24 protein-coding genes are annotated in these 25,166 nt (G+C 65.8%); 13 read left to right on the top strand and 11 right to left on the bottom strand.

The window, feature by feature from the left end; genetic code table 11:
- Positions 1 to 19 precede the first annotated feature (19 nt).
- From CH295_RS08150 to CH295_RS08140, 3 genes are all read right to left on the bottom strand, one after another.
- Positions 20 to 1,285: a multidrug effflux MFS transporter gene (locus tag CH295_RS08150; RefSeq protein ID WP_502694477.1), complete on the bottom strand. Its 1,266-nt coding sequence runs from the start codon at positions 1,283 to 1,285 to the stop codon at positions 20 to 22.
- A gap of 61 nt (positions 1,286 to 1,346) precedes the next feature.
- Positions 1,347 to 2,291, bottom strand: a complete 945-nt coding sequence (locus tag CH295_RS08145; RefSeq protein ID WP_094635048.1) for an aldo/keto reductase — start codon at positions 2,289 to 2,291, stop codon at positions 1,347 to 1,349.
- Positions 2,292 to 2,342: 51 nt separating this feature from the next.
- Positions 2,343 to 3,275, bottom strand: a complete 933-nt coding sequence (locus CH295_RS08140; protein ID WP_052048027.1) for a DNA-3-methyladenine glycosylase family protein — start codon at positions 3,273 to 3,275, stop codon at positions 2,343 to 2,345.
- A 175-nt stretch (positions 3,276 to 3,450) separates the two neighbouring features.
- On the opposite strand from CH295_RS08140, the gene CH295_RS08135 reads away from it, so the two are divergent.
- The 4 genes from CH295_RS08135 to CH295_RS08120 all read left to right on the top strand — a co-directional run bounded on the left by CH295_RS08135 (position 3,451) and on the right by CH295_RS08120 (position 7,966).
- Complete coding sequence (locus CH295_RS08135) at positions 3,451 to 4,644, top strand: MFS transporter (protein ID WP_094740454.1); 1,194 nt, start codon at positions 3,451 to 3,453, stop codon at positions 4,642 to 4,644.
- Positions 4,645 to 4,763: 119 nt separating this feature from the next.
- Positions 4,764 to 5,357, top strand: a complete 594-nt coding sequence (locus tag CH295_RS08130; RefSeq protein WP_094740364.1) for a ribonuclease H family protein — start codon at positions 4,764 to 4,766, stop codon at positions 5,355 to 5,357.
- A gap of 192 nt (positions 5,358 to 5,549) precedes the next feature.
- Complete coding sequence (locus tag CH295_RS08125; protein WP_037195487.1) at positions 5,550 to 6,956, top strand: hemolysin family protein; 1,407 nt, start codon at positions 5,550 to 5,552, stop codon at positions 6,954 to 6,956.
- Entirely contained in the window at positions 6,953 to 7,966 is a 1,014-nt protein-coding gene (locus tag CH295_RS08120) for a CNNM domain-containing protein (protein ID WP_094740363.1), read from the top strand. Before CH295_RS08125 ends, CH295_RS08120 begins: the two co-directional genes overlap by 4 nt.
- A 9-nt stretch (positions 7,967 to 7,975) precedes the next feature.
- Here the strand turns inward: CH295_RS08120 and CH295_RS08115 are convergent, their stop codons facing one another.
- From CH295_RS08115 to CH295_RS08100, 4 genes are all read right to left on the bottom strand, one after another.
- Entirely contained in the window at positions 7,976 to 8,863 is an 888-nt protein-coding gene (locus CH295_RS08115) for a pirin family protein (RefSeq protein WP_037194851.1), read from the bottom strand.
- The gene (locus tag CH295_RS08110; RefSeq protein WP_252341960.1) at positions 8,860 to 9,312 is read right to left on the bottom strand and encodes a MarR family winged helix-turn-helix transcriptional regulator; all 453 of its coding nucleotides are present in this window, start codon (positions 9,310 to 9,312) and stop codon (positions 8,860 to 8,862) included. Before CH295_RS08110 ends, CH295_RS08115 begins: the two co-directional genes overlap by 4 nt.
- The gene (locus CH295_RS08105) at positions 9,299 to 10,390 is read right to left on the bottom strand and encodes an LLM class flavin-dependent oxidoreductase (RefSeq protein WP_094740361.1); all 1,092 of its coding nucleotides are present in this window, start codon (positions 10,388 to 10,390) and stop codon (positions 9,299 to 9,301) included. The genes CH295_RS08110 and CH295_RS08105 overlap by 14 nt, the downstream gene beginning before the upstream one ends.
- 85 nt (positions 10,391 to 10,475) lie before the next feature.
- A complete protein-coding gene (locus tag CH295_RS08100) occupies positions 10,476 to 10,880 on the bottom strand; it encodes a hypothetical protein (RefSeq protein ID WP_141216978.1) in 405 nt (134 codons plus the stop codon).
- Between the two features lie 538 nt (positions 10,881 to 11,418).
- Between CH295_RS08100 and CH295_RS08095 the strand changes: the two genes are divergently transcribed.
- Positions 11,419 to 12,456, top strand: coding sequence for a GGDEF domain-containing protein (locus CH295_RS08095; protein ID WP_170945811.1), 1,038 nt, complete (start codon positions 11,419 to 11,421; stop codon positions 12,454 to 12,456).
- Here CH295_RS08095 and zapE read toward each other — a convergent pair.
- A complete protein-coding gene (zapE, locus tag CH295_RS08090) occupies positions 12,395 to 13,417 on the bottom strand; it encodes a cell division protein ZapE (RefSeq protein ID WP_094740358.1) in 1,023 nt (340 codons plus the stop codon). The two genes, CH295_RS08095 and zapE, sit on opposite strands and share 62 nt — an antisense overlap.
- A gap of 60 nt (positions 13,418 to 13,477) precedes the next feature.
- On the opposite strand from zapE, the gene CH295_RS08085 reads away from it, so the two are divergent.
- Both CH295_RS08085 and CH295_RS08080 read left to right on the top strand, forming a co-directional pair.
- Positions 13,478 to 14,038, top strand: a complete 561-nt coding sequence (locus CH295_RS08085) for a TetR/AcrR family transcriptional regulator (RefSeq protein WP_094740357.1) — start codon at positions 13,478 to 13,480, stop codon at positions 14,036 to 14,038.
- A gap of 144 nt (positions 14,039 to 14,182) precedes the next feature.
- Entirely contained in the window at positions 14,183 to 14,614 is a 432-nt protein-coding gene (locus CH295_RS08080) for a glycerophosphodiester phosphodiesterase family protein (RefSeq protein WP_252341959.1), read from the top strand.
- Positions 14,615 to 14,624: 10 nt separating this feature from the next.
- On the opposite strand, the gene CH295_RS08075 is transcribed toward CH295_RS08080, so the two are convergent.
- Complete coding sequence (locus CH295_RS08075; protein WP_094740355.1) at positions 14,625 to 15,512, bottom strand: oxidoreductase; 888 nt, start codon at positions 15,510 to 15,512, stop codon at positions 14,625 to 14,627.
- A gap of 35 nt (positions 15,513 to 15,547) precedes the next feature.
- Between CH295_RS08075 and CH295_RS08070 the strand changes: the two genes are divergently transcribed.
- Entirely contained in the window at positions 15,548 to 15,757 is a 210-nt protein-coding gene (locus tag CH295_RS08070) for a helix-hairpin-helix domain-containing protein (RefSeq protein ID WP_094740354.1), read from the top strand.
- Between the two features lie 12 nt (positions 15,758 to 15,769).
- Here CH295_RS08070 and CH295_RS08065 read toward each other — a convergent pair whose 3' ends face one another.
- Both CH295_RS08065 and CH295_RS08060 read right to left on the bottom strand, forming a co-directional pair.
- Positions 15,770 to 16,576, bottom strand: a complete 807-nt coding sequence (locus tag CH295_RS08065; protein WP_037194844.1) for a pentapeptide repeat-containing protein — start codon at positions 16,574 to 16,576, stop codon at positions 15,770 to 15,772.
- A 32-nt stretch (positions 16,577 to 16,608) separates the two neighbouring features.
- Positions 16,609 to 18,246: a 2-isopropylmalate synthase gene (locus CH295_RS08060; RefSeq protein ID WP_170945829.1), complete on the bottom strand. Its 1,638-nt coding sequence runs from the start codon at positions 18,244 to 18,246 to the stop codon at positions 16,609 to 16,611.
- Positions 18,247 to 18,468: 222 nt separating this feature from the next.
- On the opposite strand from CH295_RS08060, the gene CH295_RS08055 reads away from it, so the two are divergent.
- The 5 genes from CH295_RS08055 (at position 18,469) to CH295_RS08035 (ending at position 25,160) form a co-directional block, all read left to right on the top strand.
- Complete coding sequence (locus CH295_RS08055; RefSeq protein WP_212556153.1) at positions 18,469 to 19,122, top strand: FadR/GntR family transcriptional regulator; 654 nt, start codon at positions 18,469 to 18,471, stop codon at positions 19,120 to 19,122.
- A gap of 95 nt (positions 19,123 to 19,217) precedes the next feature.
- On the top strand, positions 19,218 to 20,000 hold the full coding sequence (locus tag CH295_RS08050) for a putative protein N(5)-glutamine methyltransferase (protein ID WP_094740351.1): 783 nt from the start codon (positions 19,218 to 19,220) through the stop codon (positions 19,998 to 20,000).
- A gap of 45 nt (positions 20,001 to 20,045) precedes the next feature.
- On the top strand, positions 20,046 to 20,747 hold the full coding sequence (locus tag CH295_RS08045; protein WP_094635061.1) for a type 1 glutamine amidotransferase domain-containing protein: 702 nt from the start codon (positions 20,046 to 20,048) through the stop codon (positions 20,745 to 20,747).
- A 108-nt stretch (positions 20,748 to 20,855) separates the two neighbouring features.
- Entirely contained in the window at positions 20,856 to 23,183 is a 2,328-nt protein-coding gene (gene lon, locus CH295_RS08040; RefSeq protein ID WP_094740350.1) for an endopeptidase La, read from the top strand.
- A 111-nt stretch (positions 23,184 to 23,294) separates the two neighbouring features.
- On the top strand, positions 23,295 to 25,160 hold the full coding sequence (locus CH295_RS08035) for an ABC transporter ATP-binding protein (protein ID WP_094740349.1): 1,866 nt from the start codon (positions 23,295 to 23,297) through the stop codon (positions 25,158 to 25,160).
- Positions 25,161 to 25,166: the final 6 nt, after the last annotated feature.

Below are 25,166 nucleotides of genomic sequence, written 5' to 3'. Positions count from 1 at the left end.
GTGGTGGCAACCACCGAGCTCATAGGCGCGAAGACGAGTGCGCGGCGATGACACCCAGTGCTGCCAGTGCGGCGGCAGAGGTCGCGACCATCGTGGTGGACACGGCCACCGCGTCGTTTCCGAGTGCGCCGACGACAGGCGCAACGATGGCACCGAGCCCGAATTGAGCTGCTCCGAGGAGGGCAGCGGCACCGCCTGCGGCCTCACCGTGCCGGGACAGCGCGAGCGCAGGCGCGTTGGGCATCACGAACCCGACGGCCCCGAGCACGAACCACAGCGGGACGACGAACCCGGCCATGCCGCCGACCCCGGTGATCGCCAGGACCGTCATGACGGCACCGGCGAACACCGCGAAGGACAGCGCTGTCAGCACGATCTGCACCGGTGCGAAGCGTCCGAGCAGAAGGACGTTGAGCTGGGAAGCCCCGATGAGGGAGATGGCACCGGCGGCGAAGACGATCGCGAACTGCTGCTCGTCGAGGCCGAATTCCTCCTGCAGAACGAACGACGACCCGGCGATGTAGGCGAACAGCGAGGCCATCGCCAGTGCGGCCACCAGGACGAGAACGACGAACTGGGCATCACGCAGCAGTGAACGGTAGGTGCGCAGTACCGGCAGCACTCCGCTGGCGCGGCGACGCTCGGGTGGAAGCGTTTCGCGCAGCGACACGATCGCCAACGTCATCAGAGCAACGCCCATGATCGCCAGCGCCGCGAACACGAGACGCCAGGATCCGACCAGCAGCACGGCACCGCCGAGCGATGGGGCCAGCACGGGAGCGACGCCCATGACCAGCATCAGGCGTGAGAGGACGGTCGCGGCGGCGCGGCCACTGAACAGGTCGCGCACGATGGCCATCGCGACCACGGCTGCGGCTGCAGCACCGAGACCCTGCACGACGCGGAGGCCACCGAGAACGGCGATGTTGGGAGCCACGATGCACGCGACCGAGGCCAGGATGTGCACTCCGGTGCCGACGATCAGGGGCAGGCGTCGGCCGACGATGTCCGAGAGCGGCCCGATGATCAGCTGACCGAGGGCAAGACCGACGAGGGTGCCCGCGAGGGTGAGCTGCACAGCGGACGAGGACGTGTTCAGGTCGTCGGCGATGGCCGGAAGGGCCGGCAGATACATGTCGATGGTCAGTGGGCCGAGCGCGATGAGCGCGCCGAGCACCAGGATCACCCGCAGGCGTTCCCTGGACGTCGGCTCGGGGGACGTGTTCGTTGCCGGTGCTTCGGCTACGGCTGTCTCGGCTGCTGACGTGTTCGGTGCTTGGGCCACCCGAGGTTCAGCAACCGGGGTACACGTTCTGTTCCCGGTTGCTGACTACAACTTTCGTGTTCTATGCCACGGCGTCGGACAGTACGGTCAGCTTCTCGACTTCCTGGCTGGTCAGAGCCAGTGCCGGTGCGTCCAGCAGAGCCGGTAGCTGGGATATCTTGCTCGCGCTGGCAATCGGCGCGGTGACTCCCGGCCGGGCCAGCAGCCAGGCCAGCGCGACGCTCGAGATCTCTGCCGAGCGGGATTCGGCGATCTCGCGCAGACCCTGCACGACATCCAGACCGGCGTCGGAGAAGTATCCGGTGGTCAGTCGTTCGCGCTGTTTGCCCGCGAGGTCCTCGCGGGTGCGGTACTTGCCGGTCAGGAAACCTGCGGCGAGGGAGAAGTACGGGAACACCCCGAGGTCGTTCTCGACGGCCAGGTTCTGCAGCTCGCCCTCGTAGTCGCCGCGGGCGACCAGGTTGTAGTGCGGCTGCAACGCGATCGGGGCGGCGAAACCGTTCTCCTTCGCCAGCTCCAGCCATTCGCGCACCCGCGCGGGGGTGTAGTTCGAGATGGCGACGTGCCGGACCTTGCCCGCTGTCACCAGCTCGTCGAACGCGGCGAGAGACTCCACGAGCGGGGTCTTCTCGTCGTCGTAGTGCGCGTAGTAGACGTCGATGTGGTCGGTTTGCAACCGGCTCAGCGACGCGTCGGCGGCGGCTCGGATGTTGTCCGCGGCCAGTCCGCGGAACTCGGGATGCTGGCTGACCTTGGTGGCGATGACGACGTCGTCCCGGTTTCCGCGGGCTCTGGTCCAGTTGCCGATGATGGTTTCGGACTCGCCGCCGGAGTTGCCGTCGGCGAATGCCGAGTACGAATCCGCGGTGTCGACGAAGTTGCCTCCGCCCGCGACGAAGGCATCGAGAATCTCGAAGGACGCAGCCTCGTCGCTGGTCCAGCCGAAAGTGTTCCCGCCTAGAGCGAGCGGAAAGACATCCAGATCGGAACTACCGATGGCAACCACAGACAAACCCCTTACGTCGGCGAACAACTCGACTGTACGAGCAGCGAGGGCTCAGTGCCACGTGTGATCCACCAGCGCGGTTCGCGGACCGAACTTGGGCTTGGTGGCCTTGCCGCTCAGGTACAGCAGCCGAATCGCGCGATGCCTGTGCGGTGCCAAGGGCTGCAGATACTCGACCATCTCCGCGTCGTCGATCGGTCTCCCCAACAGCGACCAGCCCACCACCGACGCCAGGTGGTAATCGCCCACCGACAACGCGTCGGGATCCCCGAGGGCGCGTTGCGCGGTCTCGGCCGCCGTCCAGACACCGACGCCCGGGATCGCCCGCAGCCTGCGTTGCGCGTCCTCGGGTGTCATTCCCGACGCCTCCTCCAGCCGCCCGGCTGCGCAGGCAGCGCGGACGATGGTCTTGGACCGGGCCGGGTCCACGTTGGCGCGGTGGTACTCCCACGACGGGATACGACGCCACACGTCGGGTGTCGGGAAGACGAACATCGGCTTCGGCGTCGGCCCCGGTGCCTTCTCGCCGAACTTGCTCACCAGGTGACGCCACGATCCGAAGGCCGAAATTCCGTGGACGCGTTGCTCGATGATCGCCGGGATCAGGGCCTCGAGGACCAGTCCGGTTCTGCCCAGACGCAGGTGCGGTAGTTGCCGATGGGCTTCCTGGAGAATCGGGTGCTCCGGTGCGAAGGTGGCTGCATCGTCGTCCTTGCCGAGCAGAGCGGGCACCGCGTCCAACAGTTCGGGTGCGCCGGGGCCCCAGGCTCGAACCTGCGCGCTCGTCGGCGACACCTGCGTCAGGCGGTATGTCACCGGGCCGGAGCTCATCCGCGACGTGCGCCAGATCCCGCCGTCCGGCGTCGACTCGTAGGTGGGATCGCCGCGGCCACGACGTAGCGGCGACACCGACATCCGCACGTCGAGCCGTTGCTCGGACGTGACCAGGCGCGCGATCCCGTCGGAACCGGCATCGTCGGGCATCGGTTCGTCACCTCCGAACGGTCGTGGCCATGCGGACCGAGTGGGTCCCCTTCAGGGCTCGGTCGACACTGTTGCAGCGCCGACGGCAAGATACATAGTGCCTCGCGGAGCGCAGGAGTACCGCACGGACTCTCTCGCCGCCTCTGGTCAGGTCGACAGCATCAGGAGGATCTTCGTGGCTCGATCGAGTGCAGCATCGTTCGTCGGAGTCGCCTACGCGTTCGTCGTCGCGATGATGGGTACGACCATGCCGACGCCGCTCTACGCGTTGTACGAGGTCGAATTCGGCTTCTCGGTATTCGTCGTCACGCTGGTGTTCGCCGCGTACGCCGTGGGTGTGCTCGGAGCCCTGCTGGCCTTCGGGCGGTGGTCCGATTCGCTCGGTCGTCGTCCGATGCTGTTGGCGGGCATCGCTTTCGGACTGATCAGTGCCGTGGTGTTCGTGACTGCGGATTCGCTCACGGCCCTGGTGATCGGGCGAGTGCTGTCCGGGTTGTCGGCCGGGATCTTCGTCGGAACGGCGACGGTGACCCTGATCGAACTGGTACCGGACGCGTGGCGGGATCGTGCTCCGGCGATTGCCACGGCGGCCAATATCGGCGGCCTCGGCCTGGGCCCGCTGGTGGCCGGGTTGCTGGCCGAATACCTTCCGCAACCGCTACGCCTGACCTTCTACGTCGACATCGGCCTGCTCGCGGTGGCTGCCCTGGCGGTGTTTCTCGCTCCCGAAACCGTTCGGGTCGCAGCGGGGGCGCGCCCGCAGATGCAACGACTGTCTGTTCCGGCGGACGTCCGTGGCACTTTTCTGCGCGCGTCGATCGGTGGTTTCGCCGGGTTCGCGGTGCTCGGCCTGTTCACCGCGGTATCGCCGGGTTTCATCGCGGGTGTGCTGCAGATCGACAACCATGCCGTCACCGGAGTCGTGGTGTTCGCGGTCTTCGCTTCGTCCGCGACCGCGCAGATATCGATACGCCGGGCCGATCCGACGTCGGCGCAGCGCTGGGGTTGCTTCGTTCTGACGGTCGGGCTGGTGGTCCTGGCTCTGTCGTTGGTACTGACGTCGCTGCCGGTCCTGGTGATCGCGGCACTGCTGTGCGGCATCGGGCAGGGCGTGACGTTCAGCAACGGTATGGCGGCCATCGCCGCGGGGCTTCCGCCGGAACGTCGAGCAGAGGTGACCTCGACGTTTTTCGTGGTGCTGTACGTGGCCATCTCGGTGCCGGTCATCGGGGCCGGGGCTGCGGCGAACGAATGGGGATTGGTGACCGCGGGACTGGTGTTCTCCGCGCTCATCGCAGCGCTCGCGGCGGTGGCGTTCGTGCTGCTCACCCTCGACGGCAAGAAAGCCGGGGCACCCCACTACTCCTGACCCGGGTGGCGTTGCGCCGGAATCGATTCGCGGTGCCGCGCAGTCGACCGCCAAGTACCTCGGTGTTCGTGCGCGAGTCACCCGGAGTTTGTCGGTGCCCCGAAGTAGGGTCTGAGACCGTGATCATCGTGAGTACGGACGGCTCGTGTCTGCGTAACCCCGGCGGAGCAATCGGGTGGGCGTGGGTCAACCACACGGGGCCGAGCAACTCCGGTGGTGAGCCCTCGGGCACCAACCAGGTCGCGGAGCTCAGGGCCCTGCTGGAGGCGGTTCTGGCTCACCCCGGCCCCGAGCCGTTGTTGATCGAATCCGATTCGCAGTACGCCATCAAGTGCGCGTCCGAGTGGCTCGCGGGCTGGAAGCGCAAGGGCTGGAAGACAGCGGGCGGTACCCCGGTACGCAACCTGGAGCTGGTGCAGAGCATCGAGCGGGCCATCACCGAACGTGAAGGCCCGGTCCGGTTCCGGTGGGTCCGCGGACACGTCGGCAATCACTTCAACGAAGCAGCCGACGCCCTGGCCGGGGAGGCCGCGCGAGCCGTGGCTGCAGGGGGTGCGGTGTCCACTGCCGCAACAGCACCTGCGAAGAAGGCACCTGTGAAGACGGCACCGGTGAAAACGGCACCCGCCCCGGCAACTGCCGTCCCGACCGTCTCGGCCCCGACTGCGCGTGAGGCGTCGACGTCCGACGACGCGGTTCCGACGCTGTTCTGATCGCTCATCCCGCCTGGTCGTGGGAATTACGCGCCGACAGTCGATAGAATCACGACATTCCACTCAATTCGGATTCTCTGACACCGGAGGCGTCGAGCGCACTGTGCACGCCATCGATCCCCCTCGGCCGCCCATGGCCACTGCTTCGTCGGAGGGCACTGCTCCGGCCGTTCGTTGTCGAGTGATCGCATGGTGATCACCGCGATACTCTCTTTGCTTCTCGGCTTCGTGCTCACCGCCGCGATCATTGCGGCCAACGGATATTTCGTGGCCCAGGAGTTCGCCTACATGTCCGTCGACCGGGCGACGCTGCGTACCGGAGCCGAGAAGGGCGACGCGTCGGCCGAGCGAGCACTGAAGGTCACCAAGCGCACCTCGTTCATGCTGTCGGGCGCGCAGCTGGGCATCACGGTCACCGGTCTGATGGTCGGTTACGTGGCCGAGCCGTTCATCGGCGAATCGTTGGGCGAGTTGCTGAGCAGTGCCGGAGTTCCCATCGCGGTGGGGATTTCGATCGGCACAGTGGGCGCTCTTGTGCTCGCGACCGTCGTACAGATGATCTTCGGCGAGCTCTATCCGAAGAATCTCGCGATCGCCAGCCCCGACCCGCTGTCCCGACGCCTTGCCCGCTCGACGCTGATCTACCTGGCCGCGTTCGGTTGGCTGATCACCTTCTTCGACAAGTCCTCCAACGCGATGCTGCGTCTGCTGCGCGTCGAGCCGGTGCACGACGTGGACAGCAGCGCCACCGCGAAGGACCTCGAGAGCATCATCGAGGACTCCCGCGCGAGCGGGGATCTCACCGAAGATCTCTCGTTGTTGCTCGACCGCATCCTGGATTTTCCGGAGCGCGATGTCGCACACGCGATGATTCCTCGCACTCGGGTGGACGCGGTCACCCCCACCACTGCCATCGGTGAGATGCGGGCGCGGATGGTGCGTGCGCACACCCGGTATCCGGTGATCGGTGACCGTGAGGAGCCGATCGGTGTGGTGCAGCTGGCCGAGGTGTTGGCTGCCGCGCCCGACGACCGGCGTCCGGTCACCGAGATCATGCGGGCACCGCTGATCGTGCCGGAGCTCATGCCCCTGGAGGATGCCCTGGAGTTGTTGTCCAGCACCAAGAACGAGCTGGCCTGTGTCATCGACGAGTACGGCGGATTTGCCGGGGTGCTCACGATCGAGGATCTTGCCGAGGAACTGGTCGGTGAGATCACCGACGAGCACGACGACGAGGACATCGCAGGCGTGCACGATCAGGAAGACGGAGTGTGGCTCATGGACGGCGACGTCCACGTCGACGAGGTCGAACGCACCATCGGTCGCGACATGCTGTTGCCGAGAGGCGATTACGAGACGCTTGCCGGCCTGCTCATCGCGGAGGGCGGGAATCTGCCCGAGGTCGGAGACACGGTGCGTATCGACCTCGCGGTGTTCGGGGCCGACCTGATGGAAGACGAACCGCCGCGTCCGTCCCTCGAAGTGGAGGTGCTCGAGGTGGATCGGCACGTGCCGAGTGAGCTGAGAATCAGACTGCACGAGAACTCACCGGACGGCATCGAGGATTCGCCGGAGTCGGACGAGGAGACGGACCGATGAACGCGTGGGTCGTGGTCGCGGTGACGGTAGTGCTCATCGCGCTGAGTGCGTTCTTCGTCGTCATCGAGTTCGCGCTGCTCGGTGCCCGCAGGCATCGACTGGAGGAGAAGGCAGGCACGAGCCGATCGGTGCGGGCGGCGCTGCGCGGAATGAACGAGTTGACGATCATGCTGGCGGGCGCGCAGCTGGGCATCACGGCCTGCACCTTCGCGCTCGGTGCCGTCACCAAACCCGCCGTCGATTCCTGGCTCGGTCCGGTGTTCACCTCGTGGGGTGTGCCGGGCTGGTTGGCCGGAACCGCCGCGTTCGCGCTGTCGCTGTTGGTCGTCACCTTCCTGCATCTGGTGATCGGTGAGATGGCCCCGAAGTCCTGGGCCATCGCGCACCCCGAACTCGCTGCCACCATCATCGGGTTGCCGTCTCGGGCGTTCATCCGCCCCTTCCGGCTGTTCCTGGTGTGGGTCAACAAGATCGCCAACACGCTCGTCCAACGGTCGGGAGTGGAACCGGTCGAGAACGCCGCGGTCGGCGGTCGCGATGCGGAGACCATCCGCAACCTGGTCGAGTACTCGTCGCAGGTCGGTGTGCTGGAACCGGAACTGCAGACCCAGATCACCCGGGTGATCGAACTCGAGACACTGACCGTCGACAAGATCACGGTGCTCGACTCCCGGGCGACCTCGGTGCCGCACGGTGCCACTGTCTCCGATGTGCAGGAGGCGGCGTTGCGCTCAGGTCACCTTCGGGTACTGCTCACCGACAGCTCCGGCGCGACGCCCGGCGTCGTCCACGTGCGGGACACGTTGCTGGCCGACGTCGGTGAACCGGCCGCCGATTACGCACGGGAGGCCTACTCGGTCGACGGATCGACACCGGTGTACGAATTGCTACGGCAGATGCGAAACCGCAGCGTGCAGCTCGCGGTCGTCGAGACCGGCGGGCAGTTCCTCGGCATCGTCACGCTCACCGACGTCATCAAACGGGTACTGCCCACGGCTCCTGCTGCGTAGCAGAACAATTCAGCCGCGCGGTTGCATCCGGCTGTTGGGTAGCGGAGGTGCGTGCAGTCGAGATCCCGGGTAGCCCTCGACGGTGCCGAACTGTTCGCTGCCGCGCTCGTAGGCGGCCCGATACTCGACGACGTCCTCGTGGCTGCGGCCGACGAAGTTCCACCACATGACGATCTGCTCGCCGAACGGCGGTCCGCCGAGCAGCAGCATCCGCACCGGCTCACGGGTCGGATTGTGCAGATCGAGCGTCGAACCGCCCGGTTCGCGGTAGCCGAGATCGGCTGCGGCGAGCACTGTCTCGTCCATCGTCACGGTGCCCTGATCGACTATTACGCCGTGCTCGAACGTCGGGTCGACGTCGAGGGTGACGCGGGCTCCTGCGTCGAGCACGATCTCGGCTCCGAGGAGTGGGGTGAACGTGGCCACCGGCGAGGTCTCGCCGAGCAGTGAGCCGAGGAACACTCGTGCGGTCAGCCCCTGGCTCGTATGGGTCTGTGGCACGTAGTGCTCGAAAGTCGGTGCGGTGAAACGAGATCGAGCCGGAAGTGCAACCCACAGTTGCATACCGTGCAGAATTTCCGTCTGCGGGGTCGAGGTCTCGGAGTGACTGATGCCGTGGCCGGCCGTCATCAGGTTCAGCTCGCCGGGCCGGACCATGGCGTGTGATCCGACGCTGTCGCGGTGTTCGATCTCGCCGGAGAAGAGCCAGCTGACGGTCTGGAGCCCGGTGTGCGGGTGTGGCGGCACATCCATCGGTGAGGTGTCGGGACCGTAGTGGTCTGCGAAGCACCACGCACCGATCAGTGAACGCTGCCGCTGCGGGAGCGTACGCCGAACCTTCAGTGCGCGTGGACCGCCCAGGGGAACCTCGCGTGGGGTGAGAATCTCGATGGTCATTCGATGCCTGCCTGTGTGGTTCGGAGCTTGGTGCAGAGCCGGTCGAGCTCGGCGAGTTCGCGGCCGTCCAGTGCGCCACCGACCAGTCGTGCGATCTGTGTCGCATGCTTGCGGCCGATCGATTTCTGCAGGTCCGCCCCTGCCTCGGTCAAGCAGATCACCGTCCCGCGCTTGTCCGACGGATCGCTCTGTCGGACAACATAACCCATCGCCGTGAGCCGGTCGCACATCCTGCTCAGCGACGGTTGGCTCAGGAGGATCCGCTCGTTGAGTTCGTGCAGTCGGAGTGCGCGAGTGGGGCTGCTGCTCAAGGTGAACAACACGTCGTACTCGCGCACGCCGATCGGCTTCCAGATGTCCTCGGCGGTGAAGCGTCGCATCAGCGTCACCTGGGAGCGAAAGAGTGACTCCCAGGCATCGACTGCCGCTTCGGTTCTAGATCGAGACACGGGCGTTTCGTTCGGCCAGGGTGCTCGCGTGAGTCGGAGGATTCTCCGGAACCCCCTCCGGGCGTCGGGCAGCGAATTCCTTGCGCAGCACCGGCACCACATCTGCGCCCAGGATGTCGAGCTGCTCGAGCACGGTCTTCAGCGGCAGTCCGGCGTGGTCCATCAGGAACAGTTGGCGCTGGTAGTCGCCGAAGAAATCCGCGAAGGCCAGGGTCTTCTCGATGACCTGCTGCGGAGATCCGACAGTCAGCGGAGTCTGTTCGGTGAACTCCTCCATGCTCGGGCCGTGGCCGTACACCGGAGCGTTGTCGAAGTACGGTCGGAATTCCGTCACCGCGTCCTGGCTGTTCTTGCGCATGAACACCTGTCCGCCCAGGCCGACGATCGCCTGGTCTGCACGCCCGTGCCCGTAGTGCTCGTAGCGTTCGCGGTAGAGGTCGATCAGCGCGATGTAGTGCTCCTTCGGCCAGAAGATGTTGTTCGCGAAGAATCCGTCACCGTGATAGGCGGCGATCTCTGCGATCTCGGGGCTGCGAATGGAGCCGTGCCAGACGAACGGCGGAATGCCGTCTAGCGGTCGCGGCGTGGAGGTGAACCCGTCGAGCGGGGTGCGGAAGTTGCCCTTCCAGGTCACGACGTCCTCGGTCCACAGGCGTCGGAGCAGTTGGTAGTTCTCGAGCGCCAGCGGGATGCCCTGACGGATGTCCTGGCCGAACCACGGATAGACCGGACCGGTGTTGCCGCGGCCCATGATGAGGTCGACGCGTCCCTCGGCGAGATGCTGCAGCATCGCGTAGTCCTCGGCGATCTTCACCGGATCGTTGGTGGTGATCAGCGTGGTCGACGTCGAGAGAATCAGCTTCTCGGTCTGCGCGGCGATGAAGCCGAGCATGGTCGTGGGAGACGACGGCACGAAGGGCGGGTTGTGGTGCTCGCCGGTCGCGAAGACGTCGAGCCCGACGTCTTCGGCGTGCTTGGCGATGGTGACCATCGACCGGATGTGCTCGTGTTCGGTGGGCGTCACTCCCGTCGTGGGGTCGGTGGTGACGTCTCCGACGGTGAAGATTCCGAACTGCACAGTGTGCTCCTACCCGAACAAAGTTCATGCGTTTGCATCGACTGCGTCGTACAACGGTGGCGCGTCACGCGCTATTCCACGTCGTTCACCGGACGAGTGACGCGGTTCCGCTCAGCAGTCGCACGTCGTAGGCCTCGACCGCACCGTGTACCTCGTTCGATCCACCGTGGACCGTATACAGCACCGCGTAGGAGGTGAAGGTGACGGCCGGAGTGGAGCCTGCGGAACGACCCGAGACCTGGCCGTCGTCGGGGTCGATTGTGACGCGCGGCAACACGACCAGCAGGTGGGTCCGGTTACCGTCCGACAGATTTTCTACGACGGTGCGAACCTCGAATCCCAGGTCCGATCGGGTGACGTCGGTGGACTCCAGCGTCTGCCCGCTCAGAACGAGTTGCGCCGCCCAGACGCCGGCGGATCGGTGGGCATCGAGGGTCCCGGTGATGTCGTCGCCGGTGAAGTCGTAGTGATTCGCTGCTGTGAAAGGCATGGTCACAGGCTATTCCTCGGGTCGTGAAAAATCTTCGGAAAAATTTCCCATCCGGTACCCATCCACCTCGAGGGGGGCTGCGAATGAACAGTGAGACACCCGCTACTGCTGTCGCCCCCGACCGCCGTCAGTAGTGGGTGTCTCCCTTTGTCTGTAGGGGAAAGGCGTGCATCGGTCGCGGGAACGACGGGCGAGCGCTCCGCAGGCCGGGCGAGACCGGATCAGGGGATTTCGGGCGAGCCGAAACGGTGATCGGTACGCTTTCGGACCTGGGCAGTTCGTTTCACAAGGGAGCCCCATGCACGAAGACTTTCGATCGCCCGTAGCGCGGCACAGCGAGCGATCGAATGCGTCCCTACGACCACGTTCGGTGCGGGCGCACGGCGCGACACGGAGTCGCCACCGCAAACGGTCGACCCCACTCCTGCCGCCGAGGTCGATCCCGAGTACCACCGTTCCGCCGCTCGGACCCCAGCCCAGTGCAGCTCAGGTTCTTCGCCACTGGTTCGCTGCTCCGCACGATTTCGACTGGATCTTCGTGCACAAGTCGACTCGTCCGCTGCACCGATTGATCCGAGTCGTGTTCGCCAGCTGTGTGGCCCTGTACGCCGTCGTATCGATCCTGATGCTGGCCTCGCCGAACGGGCCGACCGGATCGGGTCCTGTTGCCTACGTACTCTTCATCCTGGTTCTGCAGTTCGCCACGATCGTGTGGTTGCTCGTCGGGCCGCTGCCGGATCGTAAGTGGCAGGTGGTGGCGTTCCTGGTGTTCGGCGACGTCGGGCTTGCGTCGGTGATTCTTCTCGATGTACCCACGTCGGCGCTGATCGGCACGTTCCTCTTCGCGCTGACAGGGTCGATGTGCACCTTCTTTCTCGGACCGAGGCTGCTTGTCGCTCACCTGGTGTTCGCCAATCTGGTGATCGTCTACATCGGAGTGGTCGCGTACACGCAGGGTTTGTGGGGTCCATGGGATGCGATCGCCGCAGTGCTGGTCGCAGGAGGTGCGACGTCGGGTGTCCCGATCTTCGCCCAGATCGCCTGGTCGTTGGTGTGCGAGGACGCACGGCAATCCGAAATCGATCCGCTGACTCGCTTGAAGAACAGACGCGGACTGCAGAATGCCATCGAAGACCTGTGGACGGTCGCTCACGGCGAGCAGCTGGCGCTCGTCCTCGTTCTCGTCGACATCGATCGGTTCAAGAGCGTCAACGACCGCTACGGACACGACCAGGGCGACGCCGTCATCGTCCTCGTTGCCGACCGTCTCCGCGACCACCTCGGCACGTCGGGGGTGGTGGCGAGAACAGGGGGCGAGGAGTTCGTAGCCGTCCTCGTCGGCGAGGCAGAACAACTGTGTGAGCTGGTGGCGGAGGTGAGCGGCACCCTGACGAATCGCTCGGATCCGATACCGGTCACAGTGAGCGCCGGCGCAGTCGTGATCGCTCCCGATTCCGATGCGTGGACCGCAGGGGTCGACGTGGTCAACGATGCGACGCGCGTGGCGGACTCCCTCATGTACCGAGCGAAGGCGGACGGCGGCAATCGAACGATGCTCGAGACGATGTGGCCGTAGCCATGTCGGTGCGCACGGAAGATCCCAATTCACTGAGCCTGCTGACCAATCGATCGGTGTCGAGACCCGAACATCCGACGGCGAATTCATCCAGCGGGACGAGGGCGTGGAAGTCGACCCGCACATCGCGGTCGTAGGCGACGTCCACCAGATTCGCGAACCGCTGAGCAGTGAACTCGTCGACAGTCGACAGTGCGGGCACCTCGGTGACGGTCAAGCTGGTTGTCTCCTCGAACAGCCGAAGGTAGTCACCCGTCGAACGAGCGGTGCAGCACAGATCGGCAAAGGTGCGACCGCCGATGCCCGACTGCAGGCCAGTTCGGTCACTCCGCAGGCTCCGCTCCTGCTTTTTCTGGTCACTCCGCAGGCTCCGCTCCTGCAGACTCCAACTTCCCGACGCGAATCGCGAACCGCTCGTGCCGGCGGCACGGTAATCGACGGGACCGTCGACGCAGATCACCTCGAGATTTTTCTTCAGCTTCTCGATCGTCGGAACGAAGGTCGGGTGGTACAGCGGATTGGGCAGCAGATCGTCGGGGGCGTAGTTGGAGGTGACGACCAGAGCCACCCCGCGGACGAACAGGGCGTCGAGCATCCGCGTGATGAGTCGGGCGTCGCCGATGTCGTGGACGTGGAATTCGTCGAAGCACAGCAGTTCGGCCTGCACTCCGGTGTCGTCAGTCGAGAGGATGTCGTCGATGGCCGCGTCGATCGAGAAGCGGTGCCGAAAGTACGCAGCGTGCAGGTCGCGAAAGAAGGCATGGAAGTGGACGCGTTTCTTCGCGGTTGTCTCGGCACCGGCGAAGTAGGCGTCGAGCAGCCAGGTCTTGCCGCGGCCGACCGGACCCCACAGGTAGACGCCCTCTGTGCCGGGGGTCGAGAGTACGTCGGCGGCCGATGCTTGGGCGTCGTCGAGGGTGAAGTCGGCGTCGAATGTGTGTGGCGGGGCGATCGGCCTCATGGCTCGAACCGTACGCCGCCATCCTCTACTTTTGTAGAGTGAGTGTGTAGGGTCACGATCATGGATCGCCGAACCGCAATCGCAGATACGGCGCTCGAGGTCATCGCCCGAGACGGCCTGCGCGCACTGACGCATCGGGCGATCGATTCGGCGCTCGACTACCCGGCAGGGTCGACGTCCTACTACTTCCGCACGAAGTCCGACCTACTGGCGGCGGTTGCCGCACGACTCGTCGAGCGTTCGCGCGAGACGTTCATGGATATCGCCGGAACCGAGAGTGATGTCGCCACGGTCGTCGCGCGGTATCTTCACGATGCGCTCACTCATCGCATGATCGACCTTCGGGCCCGGTCCGCGTTGATGCTGGATCCTGCTGTCGCGCAGGATGTTCGGGACCTGCTCGCTCTGTCCTTCTTCTCGCTCGAACGGGCGCGGGCGTTGTTCGTCGATCCCGCGCACGGAGACGGTCTGGTCTCGCTCTGCGAGGGTCTGATGGCCGATGTGATGTTCGGCCGTCGAGTATCGAAAGATGTTGCAGCGCTGCAATTACCGATCTCGGTCTACCTGCAGGGTGCCGGGAGCTCACTGCGAGAGGCCCGGGTGGACACCGACCTTCCGTAGCCTCGTCGAGCATGCGATTCGGTCGGTACTTGCCCCTGGTGTGCGTTCCCCCCGCGGTGTTGACGGGGTGCGGAACGGACTCGGCGGCGGACCCGACCCCGCTCGGGTCGTTTCGATCTGCAGGCCCATCGCGGCGGTCTCGGCTTGGTCACCGAGAGCACGATCGAATCGTTCACCAACGCAATGCAACTCGGGGTGAGCACCCTCGAACCGGACACTCGAATCACCGAGGACGGCATCGCGATCGTCACCCACGACCGCAGGGTCTCGGACAGCAAATGCGTCGATACCGGTTCGCTCACACCGGGGGATCCCAAGTTTCCGTACGTCGGGAAGTTCGTGAACACACTGACACTCGCGCAGATTCGTACTCTCGATTGCGGAGCCCTACCGCTCACGGACTATCCGGAGCAACGACGCGTCCCCGGCGCTCGCATGCCGACCCTCACCGAGGTGTTGGATCTGGTGAAGTCGGCCGACGCGCCGGGAGTGAAACTCAACGTCGAAACCTACCCCGACCGGGTGCGTGCCGTCATGAGCGAGCGCGGACATCCTCTGCCCGAGCCCGCCCGGTGACGGTCCCTCGTCAGAACGGGTAGCCGACCCCGGTCAACCTCTCGCTGGCGTCCCACAGCTTCGCAGCCAGAGCGGGGTCCTGTGCGGTCTTGGTCATGCTCGCCGGGCCCGGCTTACCGCGCGTCTCGAACAACGACTTGGGGCCGCTGTACGTACCGCCACCCGCAACGTCGACGGCGTAGAGCGTGGGACGTGCTCCGGCACTGGCAGATTGCGAAAAGATCTTCAGTCCGATCGGAGCGAGAGTGGCCAGGATCTTGTTGCTGCCCAGACCGTCGGGGCTCGAGTACAGCTCGGTGGCCGAGATTCCGGGGTGCGCGGCATTGCTGGTGATCTTCAGTCCGGCCTTGTCGATCCGGCGCTGGAGTTCGAGCGCGAACAGGATGTTCGCAAGCTTGGAGTTCGCGTACCCGCGCTGGGGGTTGTACCCACGCTCGAGCTGGAGATTGTCGAAATCGAGCTTGGGGCCCTGCCGGTGCGCGACGGAAGCGATGGTGGTGATCTTCGCGTCCGCAGCGAGCTTGGGGAACAGCAGGCCGGTCAGGGCGAAGTGGCCGAGGTGATTGGTGCCGAGCTGGAGCTCGAACCCGTCCGCTGTCTCGTTCCGCAATGCAGGCATCATGACGCCCGCATTGTTGATCAGCACGTCGATCGACTCCGGTGCCGACTCTGCGTACGCACGCACCGAGGCCAGGTCGGCGAGGTTCAGGGTGGCGGTGTCGACCGTTCCGCGGGGTGCCTCCGCCGAAATCTTCGCCGCGGCGGCATCGGCCTTGTCCTTGTTGCGGCAGGCGAGCGTCACGTGGTCGCCTCGCTTCGCCAACTCCAAGGCGGTGTAGTAGCCGATGCCGGTGTTCGCACCGGTGATGACAACGCGTCTCTGCTTGGTTTCGGGCACGCCGCCAGGCTACCGGTCTGTTTTAGACTTCGCCCGTGAGCAGAGCAGAAGCCGATGGGCATGCGGACTTTCCGAAGGGCACCGGACTTCCCGCGTCTCGGGCATTCCGCGCGGCGGGGTACGCGTGCTTGGACGATCTCGCAGGGGTGCCCGCGGCCGAGCTGAAGAAGTTGCACGGTGTCGGCCAGGCATCGCTGACGGTCATCCAGGCCGCGTTGGAGCAGACCGGTCGATCGCTCGGCTGAACCGGTCGAGTCTCAGGCCCAGTGACTCGGACGCGTCACCGATTGTGGGAGTCGCGTCGCCTCGTCACCCTTCGCCGCATCGATCTGGAACTGTGTCGCGAAGATGCTGCCGCGTAGATCCGTACCTCGGAGGTCGGCACCCCGGAGGTCTGCACCGATCAGGTCGGCCAGGCGCAGGTCGGCACCACGCAGGGTGGCCCCGATGAGGTACGTGCCGCGCAGGCTCGCGCCGCGCAGATCCGCGTCGGCCAGTTGTGCGCCGATCATGTCGCGGCCACGGTAGTTCTTCTTCTCGCCCTTCACTTCGGCACGAACCAGATCGCTTGCTGCGAGCAGCAACTCGTTGATCCGCGAACGCAGACCGGAGACGTCGACCGAGCGCAGAACGTCGGGTGCCGACTCGGTCAGCGCATCCAAGTCTGCGTACTCGCCGGACAGTCGATCGTGCAGTGTCGCGGTCGAATCCCGGTCACGCGCATCCGCCAGATACCAGAGCAACTCGTGCAGATCACGCATGATCGGGAACACCGCGAACATCTCCGACGAGTTCGACGGCTGCTGCCGCCAGTCCCGTCCGGCGAACGTGGACTGCGACACCTTCTGGCCCGCACCGAAGCAGTCGTACACCGTGCACCCGGGAAAGCCCTTCTCCCTCAGCGTCGGGTGAATGCCGCACCGTGAGTCCTGCCGAAGATTGCGGCACGGCTCACCGGCGGCCTTGTCGACGGCGAAGTCCGAGGACTTCGCGAAGGGCAGAGCGACGCAACAGAGTCCGAAACAACTGCCGCAGTCGGCCAGTAAGTTCTCGGGCGCGTGCATGCGTCCACTCTGTCCCTCGGCGCGGGGCAGCGTCAAACGAGATTGTTCGCGGCCGACAGCAGTGCATTCAACGAGGAGGCGACGACGGATCCGTCGATCCCCACTCCCCACGCCGACTTTCCGCCCCGACGAACCTCGACATACGTTGCCGCTCCACTGTCCGAGCCGTGAGTGGTGGAGTGCTGAGACAGACCGAGCACCTCGACTCCGAGAATCTGCGCCAATGCGTCGACCGGCCCGGTTCCGGCGGCGCTGTGGTGATGCTCGCCGTCGTCGTCGGCGAGGGCGACCGACAGGGTGGAGTCCGCATCTATCGACCACGCCACCAGTGTGCGACGGCCGGTGCGAATGTAGTTGTCCTCGAACAGGGTCCAGATCTCCTTGGAGCTGATCTCGGTCCCCGTCGAGTCGGTGTCGTGCTGGACCACCCGGGCGAAGTCGATCTGCAACCTGCGGGGGAGTTCCAGGCCGTGGTCCACCGACAGCAGATATGCGATCCCACCCTTTCCGGATTGGCTGTTCACCCGGATGACTGCGTCGTAGTCGCGTCCCACGTCGGCGGGATCTATCGGCAGGTACGGCACCGCCCATGGCGCGAGGTCGGGGTCGACGCCGAGGCGGTCGGCCTCGATGCGGTGGTGAACCATGCCCTTCTTGATCGCGTCCTGATGCGTTCCCGAGAACGCGGTGTAGACGAGGTCGCCCGCGTACGGGTGCCGTTCGTGCACGTCGATTCGGTTGCAGTACTCCACCGTTCGGCGAATCTCGTCGATGTCGGAGAAGTCGATCATCGGGTCGATACCCTGGGCGTGCAGGTTGAGGGCCAGCGTCACCAGGTCGACGTTCCCGGTCCGCTCCCCGTTGCCGAACAGGCACCCCTCGACGCGTTGCGCGCCGGCCAGCACCGCCAACTCTGCGCACGCGACTCCGGTGCCGCGGTCGTTGTGCGGGTGCACCGACAGGATCACCGAGTCTCGGCGGTCCAGGTGTCGATGCATGTACTCGATCTGGTCGGCGTAGACGTTCGGGGACGAGATCTCCACTGTGGCAGGGAGATTGTGGATAACCGGGCGATCGGCACTGGCATCCCAGATCCGCGACATGCCGTTGCAGATCTCGAGCACGTAGTCGGGTTCGGTCAGGTTGAACACTTCCGGCGAGAACTCGAATCGAACCCCGCTCCTGTCTCCGGCTGCGCGTGCTATCCGCTCCCCGGACTCGAAGATCAACCGGCGCAGTGCATCACGGGAATGTCCGAGCACCACCTCGCGCCAGGTCGGTGCCGTCGCGGTGTACATGTGCACCACCACGTCGGGTAGTCCTTCGACCGAGGCGAAGGTCTGTTCGATTAGGTCGGCTCGGGCTGCGGTGAACACGACGATCGTCACGTCCTCGGGCACGGTACCGACGAGAGACCGAACGAAGTCGAAGTCGGCGCGGCTCGCCGACGGGTACCCCACCTCGATCTCCTTGTAGCCCATGTTGACGAGCAGGTCGAACATGCGGCGCTTGCGGTGCGGATCCATGGGCTCGGCGAGCGCTTGGTTGCCGTCCCGGAGGTCGACCGGAACCCACAGTGGGGCAGCGGTGAAGGTTGCTGTGGGCCAGCGCCTTTCCTGATCGATGACGGTGACACGGCGGTGTACGTCGCGGTAGCGGTGCGAGGGCATCGGGCTGGGTTGTTGGCGGTTGCTGAACACGGTGATCGTCGTCCTCGGGTGTGTGGGTCTCTGCTATCGGCGACCGGCGCAGTGTCGTACCCCGCGACGGGGTGCCGGTCGGCGATCGACCCCGTCGCGGCGTGGAAGGAGGAGCACGCACCCGAACATGTCTGAGGACTGTAATGTAAAGGTTACTTCTCAGACAAGTGGTGACGCGGGATACTGGTGTCCGTGTCCACCGAACATCTCCGTCCCGCAGACCGCGCAGTCACCGAACTGGGTCGACGCATCGGTGCCGGCGAATGGCCGGTCGGCGCGAAATTGCCGGGTGAGACGTCCCTCGCGCACGAGCTGGGGGTCGGCCGATCCACCGTGCGCGAGGCCGTGCGGGTGCTCGCTACCCGGGGGCTGGTGAGATCGCGGCAAGGTGCCGGGGTGTTCGTCGTCGCAGATTCGGTTCCGATCGACGTCTCCGCATCGGTACAGCGTGCCGGCCTGGCGCAGGTGCAGGAGGTGCGTCGCATCGTCGAGATCGACGCCGCCGGCTTGGCCGCCGAGCGTCGTACGGATGACGACGTCGAGCGGATGCGGCGCGCACTCGACGCGCGGCACGCCGCCGCGAGCGAGCCCGACGCGGCGTTCGTGAACGCAGACATCGACTTCCACGTCGCAGTGGTGGCCGCCGCCCACAATTCCCTGCTCTCGGATCTCTTCGAATCCTTCCTGCCACGACTGCGGGCCGAACTGCTGGCCTACACCTCGGAGATACTCGCACGGCCACGTGGCACCGAGCCCGATGTGGACCTGCACGAAGCACTGTTCGACGCCATCGCGGCGGGAGACCGGGCCGCGGCGGTCGCGGTGGCACGCGAGCACCTGGGCTGAGCTACTGCCCCGTCCTGTCGTGCGACATACCGCGCTACAGTGTTTCCGCGGGCGAGTGAGCGGGCGGGCGAACAGCACTCCGGAAGGCACGATCGATGTCGGAACTCGAGTACGGCCAGGTGGTGTCCGCGCTGCGCGGTGCCGGGTGCGTGTTCGCCGAAGAGGAAGCCGACATCCTCGTCGAGTCCGCGTCGACGCCGGCAGAGCTGACCGCGATGCTCGCGCGTCGCGTCGCCGGTGAACCGCTCGAGCATGTCGTCGGCTGGGTCGCGTTCTGTGGTCGACGCATCGTCGTCGCACCGGGCGTGTTTGTACCTCGCCGTCGAACCGAGTTTCTCGTCGAATGTGCTGCGGCGCTGCATCCTTCGGTGTTGCTCGACCTGTGCTGCGGTTCGGGGGCGATAGGCCTGTCGGTCGATGGTGTCACCGAGTTGCACGCTGCCGACGTCGACGCGGTGGCGGTGGAGTGTGCATCGCGCAATGTCGCAGACGTAGGGGACGCGGTGCCGGTGGGTCACGTTCATCGCGGTGACCTGTACGACGCCGTGCCGGCGGAGATGCGCGGCAGATTCGATGCGATCGTCGTCAACGCGCCCTACGTCCCGACGGGCGACATCGGGTTGATGCCACGAGAGGCGCGCATCCACGAGCCGCACATCGCACTCGACGGCGGTACGGACGGTGCCGAGATTCATCGTCGTGTCGCCGTCGGCGCTCCGCAATGGCTGGCTCCGGGTGGCCATCTGCTCATCGAAACCAGTGCAGCACTGGCGCATTCGACGCTGCGTGCCGTGATCGACGCCGGCTTCGCCGGTCGTATCGCCGAATCCGAGGCGCTCGATGCCGTCGTGGTGATCGGTTCGATGGACGAGCAGTGATCGACCGGGTGTTTCGATCGTGGGTCACCGTGGCATCCCCCGGGCATGACTACATTGCTGTTTGCGGTAACCGCTGCCGACCACTGGACCCTGAACGACGGAACGAAGCACCCCACCGGGTACTGGGCCGAGGAGCTCGTCGAGTCCCATCGCACGTTCGTCGACGCAGGCTGGGACATCACCGTCGCGACGCCGGGCGGTAAGGCTCCGGTCGTCGACGAGGGCAGCCTGGCCGTCGATGCCAACGGCGGCGACGAGGAGAAGGTGGCGGATCAGAAGAGCTACCTCGCCTCGATCGAGTCGATCCTGTCCTCACCCGCAAAGTTGGAGGACCAGAAGGCGTCCGACTTCGATGTCGTCTTCGTTCCCGGCGGTCACGGACCGATGGAAGACCTCGCGGTCTCCGAGAGCTTCGGGGCACTGGTGGTCGACTTCCTCGACTCGAACAAGGTCGTCTCGGCGGTATGCCACGCGCCTGCCGCCTTGCTGCCGGCGGTCCGCAGCGACGGAACCTGGGCGTTCGACGGGTACGAGCTCACCGGATTCACCGACGAGGAGGAGACCCAGGCCGGTCTCGCCGAGAAGGCCCCGTGGTTGCTCGAATCCCGGTTGCGCGAGAACGGCGCGAAGTTCGATTCCACCGACGCGTGGGCACCGAACGTCGTCGTCGACCGAAACCTGTACACCGGCCAGAACCCGGCATCGACGCGTCCTCTCGCGGAGAAGCTGGTCAGCGCGCTGAAGTAGTCGCCGTCCGCGGCCGGTGTTCTGCCCACGGAGAACACCGGCCATCGGTGGGAACATCACTACTGCTTTCGAAGTTGAGCCCCTATAGCTCAATCCTTTGGAGGAGAAGTGACCGAAACCGTTCGTGTCCCCGTACTGTTCCTGACCGACCCGATCGTCCTGCCCGGCATGGTGGTGCCCGTGGAACTCGACGAAGCAGCGCGTGCCGCCGTCGACGCCGCGAAGGCGAGCAACGACGGCACGCTGCTCGTCGCGCCGCGTCTCGAAGACCGCTACGCCGCGTACGGAGTCCTCGCCACGATCGTCCAGATGGGACGCCTGGCGGACGGGCGACCGGCCGCTGTCATCAAGGCGGGTCGCCGCGCGCACATCGGCCACGGCGTCAGCGGCCCCGGTGCCGCCCTGTGGGTCGAGGCGGAGCCCGTTCCGGATGTACTCACCGGCAGCCCCGTCGACGACGGTCTCGATGCGCTCGCGGCCGAGTACAAGCGTCTCGTGGTGGCGATGCTGCAGCGCCGCGACGCGTGGCAGGTGATCGACTCGGTCAACAAGCTCACCGACCCAGGCGCGATCGCGGACACGGCCGGTTACGCGTCGTATCTCACCGACGTGCAGAAGCGGGACCTTCTCGAAACCCCGGATGTGGCAACGCGTCTGACGTCGCTCATCGAGTGGACCAAGGCCCATCTCGCCGAAGTCGAGGTCAACGACAAGATCTCCGGCGACGTCCGCGAGGGTATGGAGAAGACTCAGAAGGAGTTTCTGCTCCGGCAGCAGTTGGCGGCCATCCGCAAGGAACTCGGCGAGGACGAGCCCGACGGTGCGGACGACTACCGTGGCCGCGTCGAGGCTGCGGACCTGCCCGAGAAGGTGCGCGAACAGGCGCTGCGTGAGGTCGGCAAACTCGAGCGGGCCAGCGATCAGAGCCCCGAGTCGGGCTGGATCCGCACCTGGCTCGATACCGTGCTCGATCTGCCGTGGAACAACACCACGACCGACAACAACGACATCGACTCTGCACGTGCGGTTCTCGATGCCGACCACCACGGGCTCGACGACGTGAAGGATCGGATCGTCGAGTACCTGGCCGTCCGGGCGCGTCGCTCCGAGCGTGGTCTGCAGTCGGTCGGTGGGCGTGGGTCCGGTGCCGTCATGGTGCTCGCAGGTCCGCCCGGAGTCGGCAAGACCTCGCTCGGTGAGTCGGTGGCCCGTGCGCTCGGTCGGAAGTTCGTGCGCGTCGCGCTCGGCGGCGTCCGCGACGAGGCCGAGATCCGTGGGCACCGTCGTACCTACGTCGGCGCGCTGCCGGGTCGGATCGTGCGGGCCATCGGTGAGGCGGGATCGATGAATCCCGTTGTCCTGCTGGACGAGATCGACAAGGTCGGCTCGGACTATCGCGGTGACCCCAGTGCCGCTCTGCTCGAGGTGCTCGACCCCGCGCAGAACCACACGTTCCGCGATCATTACCTCGATCTGGATCTCGACCTGTCCGACGTGGTCTTTCTCGCTACGGCCAACGTGATCGACCAGATTCCCGGGCCACTGCTCGACCGCATGGAATTGGTGACCATCGACGGCTACACCGAGGACGACAAGGTCGTCATCGCCCGGAACTACCTGCTGCCCCGTCAGATGGACAGGGCAGCAATCACATCCGAGGAGGTGACGGTCACCGACGCCGCGCTGCGCAAGATCGCGGCCGATTACACCCGTGAGCCGGGAGTGCGGCAACTCGAGCGACTGCTGGCCAAGGCGCTTCGCAAGGTTGCGACGAAGTTGGTGGGCACCACGGATGTCCTGGAGATCGGCGAGCCGGACCTGGTGACGTACCTCGGTCGCCCACGGTTCACGCCCGAAGCGCACGAGCGAACCGAAGTACCGGGTGTGGCAACGGGTCTCGCGGTCACCGGACTCGGCGGCGATGTGCTGTTCATCGAGGCTGCGGCGACCGAAGGTGACTCCAGGCTCGAGCTCACCGGCCAGCTCGGCGACGTGATGAAGGAGTCCGCACAGATCGCGCTGTCCTACGTGCGCTCGCACGCAGAACGATTCGGCGTCACGCAGGAATCTCTCGATCGCCGCATTCACGTGCACGTTCCGGCGGGCGCGGTGCCGAAGGACGGTCCTTCGGCCGGTGTGACGATGGTGACGGCCCTGGTGTCGATGGCCACCGGGCGGCCGGTGCGCTCGGATGTCGGGATGACCGGTGAGGTCACGTTGAACGGACGGGTGCTGCCGATCGGCGGGGTGAAGCAGAAGTTGCTGGCTGCGCAGCGTGCGGGACTGAAGACGGTGTTCATTCCGGCGCGCAACGAACCGGATCTGGACGACGTACCCGCAGAGGTGTTGGAGGCGTTGGATGTTCGCCCGATGACCGACGTCGCCGACATCCTGGCGCTCGCGCTGGAGCCGGCGGAGGCAACTGCTGCGGCGTAGTACCGCGGTGAGCGCCCAGGGAGGGGCAGGCGGCATCGGTCGCCTGCCCCTCCCGTCGGTCTCGGGTGCCGCGCTTGACCTCGAGCTATGTCGAGGTTCTACGTTGGTGGGATGAGTATGGAGATGACCGCCTGGAACCAGATGTATCGCACGATGAACAGGCCCGACACCCAGTCGTCGTTCTCCAAGGAGACGGCTCGCAGGATTCTGACGTTCGCGGCACCGCATCGCCGCGCCCTCGGTGGATTCCTGGTGCTCAGCGTGGCCCTGGCCGTCCTTGCGGTGGCGACGCCGGTGCTGGCGGGCCGGGTGGTCAATGCCATCGTCGACGGGCGAGAGCTTCGTGTGGTGGTGCTGCTGGCCCTGGCGATCGCGGCGATCGCTGTGGTGGACGCAGTGGTCGGTCTGATCAATCGATGGCTCTCGGCGAATATCGGCGAAAGCTTGATTCTGGATCTGCGGACGGCAGTGTTCGACCACGTGCAGCGGATGCCGATCGCATTCTTCACACGAACCCGCACCGGTGCGTTGGTGAGCCGACTCAACAACGACGTGATCGGGGCGCAGCGCGCATTCAGCACCACGCTGTCCGGTGTCGTCAGCAATCTCGTGACCCTGGTGCTGACGTTGGTGGTGATGATCGGAATCTCCTGGCAGATCACCCTTCTTGCATTGGTTCTGCTGCCGGTGTTCGTGCTTCCCGCGCGTCGGATGGGTCGACGCCTCGCGCGGCTGCAACGCGAAGCGGCAGCGCACAATTCGGCGATGAGTACGCAGATGACCGAGCGGTTCTCGGCTCCGGGAGCAACACTGGTGAAACTGTTCGGTCATCCCGACCAGGAATCGGTCGAGTTCGCGGTGCGGGCGGCCAGGGTGCGCGACATCGGCGTGCGCAGTGCCATGGTGCAAACGGTGTTCGTGACGGCGCTGACGCTCGTCTCGGCACTGGCTCTCGCCGTGGTGTACGGATTGGGCGGCTTCTACGCCCTCAGCGGGAGCCTGGACCCGGGTTCGGTTGTGGCACTGTCACTTCTGTTGGCTCGGCTGTACTCGCCCTTGACCGCGCTTGCCAGTGCCCGGGTGGAGGTCATGAGCGCGTTGGTGAGCTTCGAGCGGGTCTTCGAGGTTCTCGATCTCGTTCCGTTGATCACCGACAAGCCCGACGCGAAAGCTCTGCCGCCCGGTCCGGTGGCCGTCGAACTCGACGACGTCAGGTTCGCGTACCCGTCCGCGGACAAAGTGTCGCTCGCGTCGCTCGAGGAGGTCGCAACCCTGGATTCGCGCGGGGGAGAGGAGGTTCTGCACGGGGTGTCGTTCCGCGCCGAACCCGGCCAGATGGTCGCGTTGGTCGGTACGTCCGGCGCGGGCAAGTCCACGATCGCGCAGTTGATCGCACGGCTGTACGACGTCGATGGCGGTGCGGTCCGGCTCGGAGGCGTCGACGTGCGGGACCTGACGGCCGAATCCGTCCGCGGCACAGTGGGAATGGTGACCCAGGACGGGCATCTGTTCCACGAGAGCATCCGGTCGAATCTGCTGCTGCCGCGGCCCGATGCAACCGACGACGAACTGTGGGACGCGCTCTCGAGGGCGCGGCTCGCGGACCTCGTGCGCTCCCTGCCCGACGGCCTGGACACCGTCGTCGGCGAGCGCGGGTACCGACTCTCCGGTGGTGAGCGTCAGCGACTGACGATCGCACGGCTGCTGATCGCGCAGCCACGGGTCGTCATCCTCGACGAGGCAACGGCATCGTTGGATTCGACGTCGGAGGCCGCTGTGCAGGCCGCGTTGGCCGAGGCTCTGGAGGGTAAGACGTCGGTGGTCATCGCGCATCGGCTGTCGACCATCAGGGCTGCGGACGTGATCCTGGTGATCGAGGACGGGCGAGTCGCCGAACGCGGCACGCACGACGAGCTCCTCGCGGCGGGTGGCCGCTACGAGGAGCTGCATCGGACGCAGTTCGCGCAGGTGGAGTGACCTTCA

This window comes from Rhodococcus sp. 14-2483-1-2, from assembly GCF_002259405.1.
In the GTDB taxonomy this organism is placed as follows: Bacteria; Actinomycetota; Actinomycetes; order Mycobacteriales; family Mycobacteriaceae; genus Rhodococcoides.
This window is presented reverse-complemented; position numbering and strand designations above follow the sequence as displayed.

Excerpts from the sequence above, each read along its gene's own strand:
- CH295_RS08035 (WP_094740349.1), top strand. The coding sequence starts at position 23,295 with ATGAGTATGGAGATGACCGCCTGGAACCAGATGTATCGCACGATGAAC.
- CH295_RS08100 (WP_141216978.1), bottom strand. The coding sequence starts at position 10,880 with ATGCCTTTCACAGCAGCGAATCACTACGACTTCACCGGCGACGACATC.
- CH295_RS08085 (WP_094740357.1), top strand. The coding sequence starts at position 13,478 with ATGGATCGCCGAACCGCAATCGCAGATACGGCGCTCGAGGTCATCGCC.
- CH295_RS08115 (WP_037194851.1), bottom strand. The coding sequence starts at position 8,863 with ATGACCATCGAGATTCTCACCCCACGCGAGGTTCCCCTGGGCGGTCCA.
- CH295_RS08045 (WP_094635061.1), top strand. The coding sequence starts at position 20,046 with ATGACTACATTGCTGTTTGCGGTAACCGCTGCCGACCACTGGACCCTG.
- CH295_RS08140 (WP_052048027.1), bottom strand. The coding sequence starts at position 3,275 with ATGCCCGACGATGCCGGTTCCGACGGGATCGCGCGCCTGGTCACGTCC.
- CH295_RS08120 (WP_094740363.1), top strand. The coding sequence starts at position 6,953 with ATGAACGCGTGGGTCGTGGTCGCGGTGACGGTAGTGCTCATCGCGCTG.
- zapE (WP_094740358.1), bottom strand. The coding sequence starts at position 13,417 with ATGAGGCCGATCGCCCCGCCACACACATTCGACGCCGACTTCACCCTC.
- CH295_RS08060 (WP_170945829.1), bottom strand. The coding sequence starts at position 18,246 with ATGCCCTCGCACCGCTACCGCGACGTACACCGCCGTGTCACCGTCATC.
- CH295_RS08065 (WP_037194844.1), bottom strand. The coding sequence starts at position 16,576 with ATGCACGCGCCCGAGAACTTACTGGCCGACTGCGGCAGTTGTTTCGGA.
- CH295_RS08050 (WP_094740351.1), top strand. The coding sequence starts at position 19,218 with ATGTCGGAACTCGAGTACGGCCAGGTGGTGTCCGCGCTGCGCGGTGCC.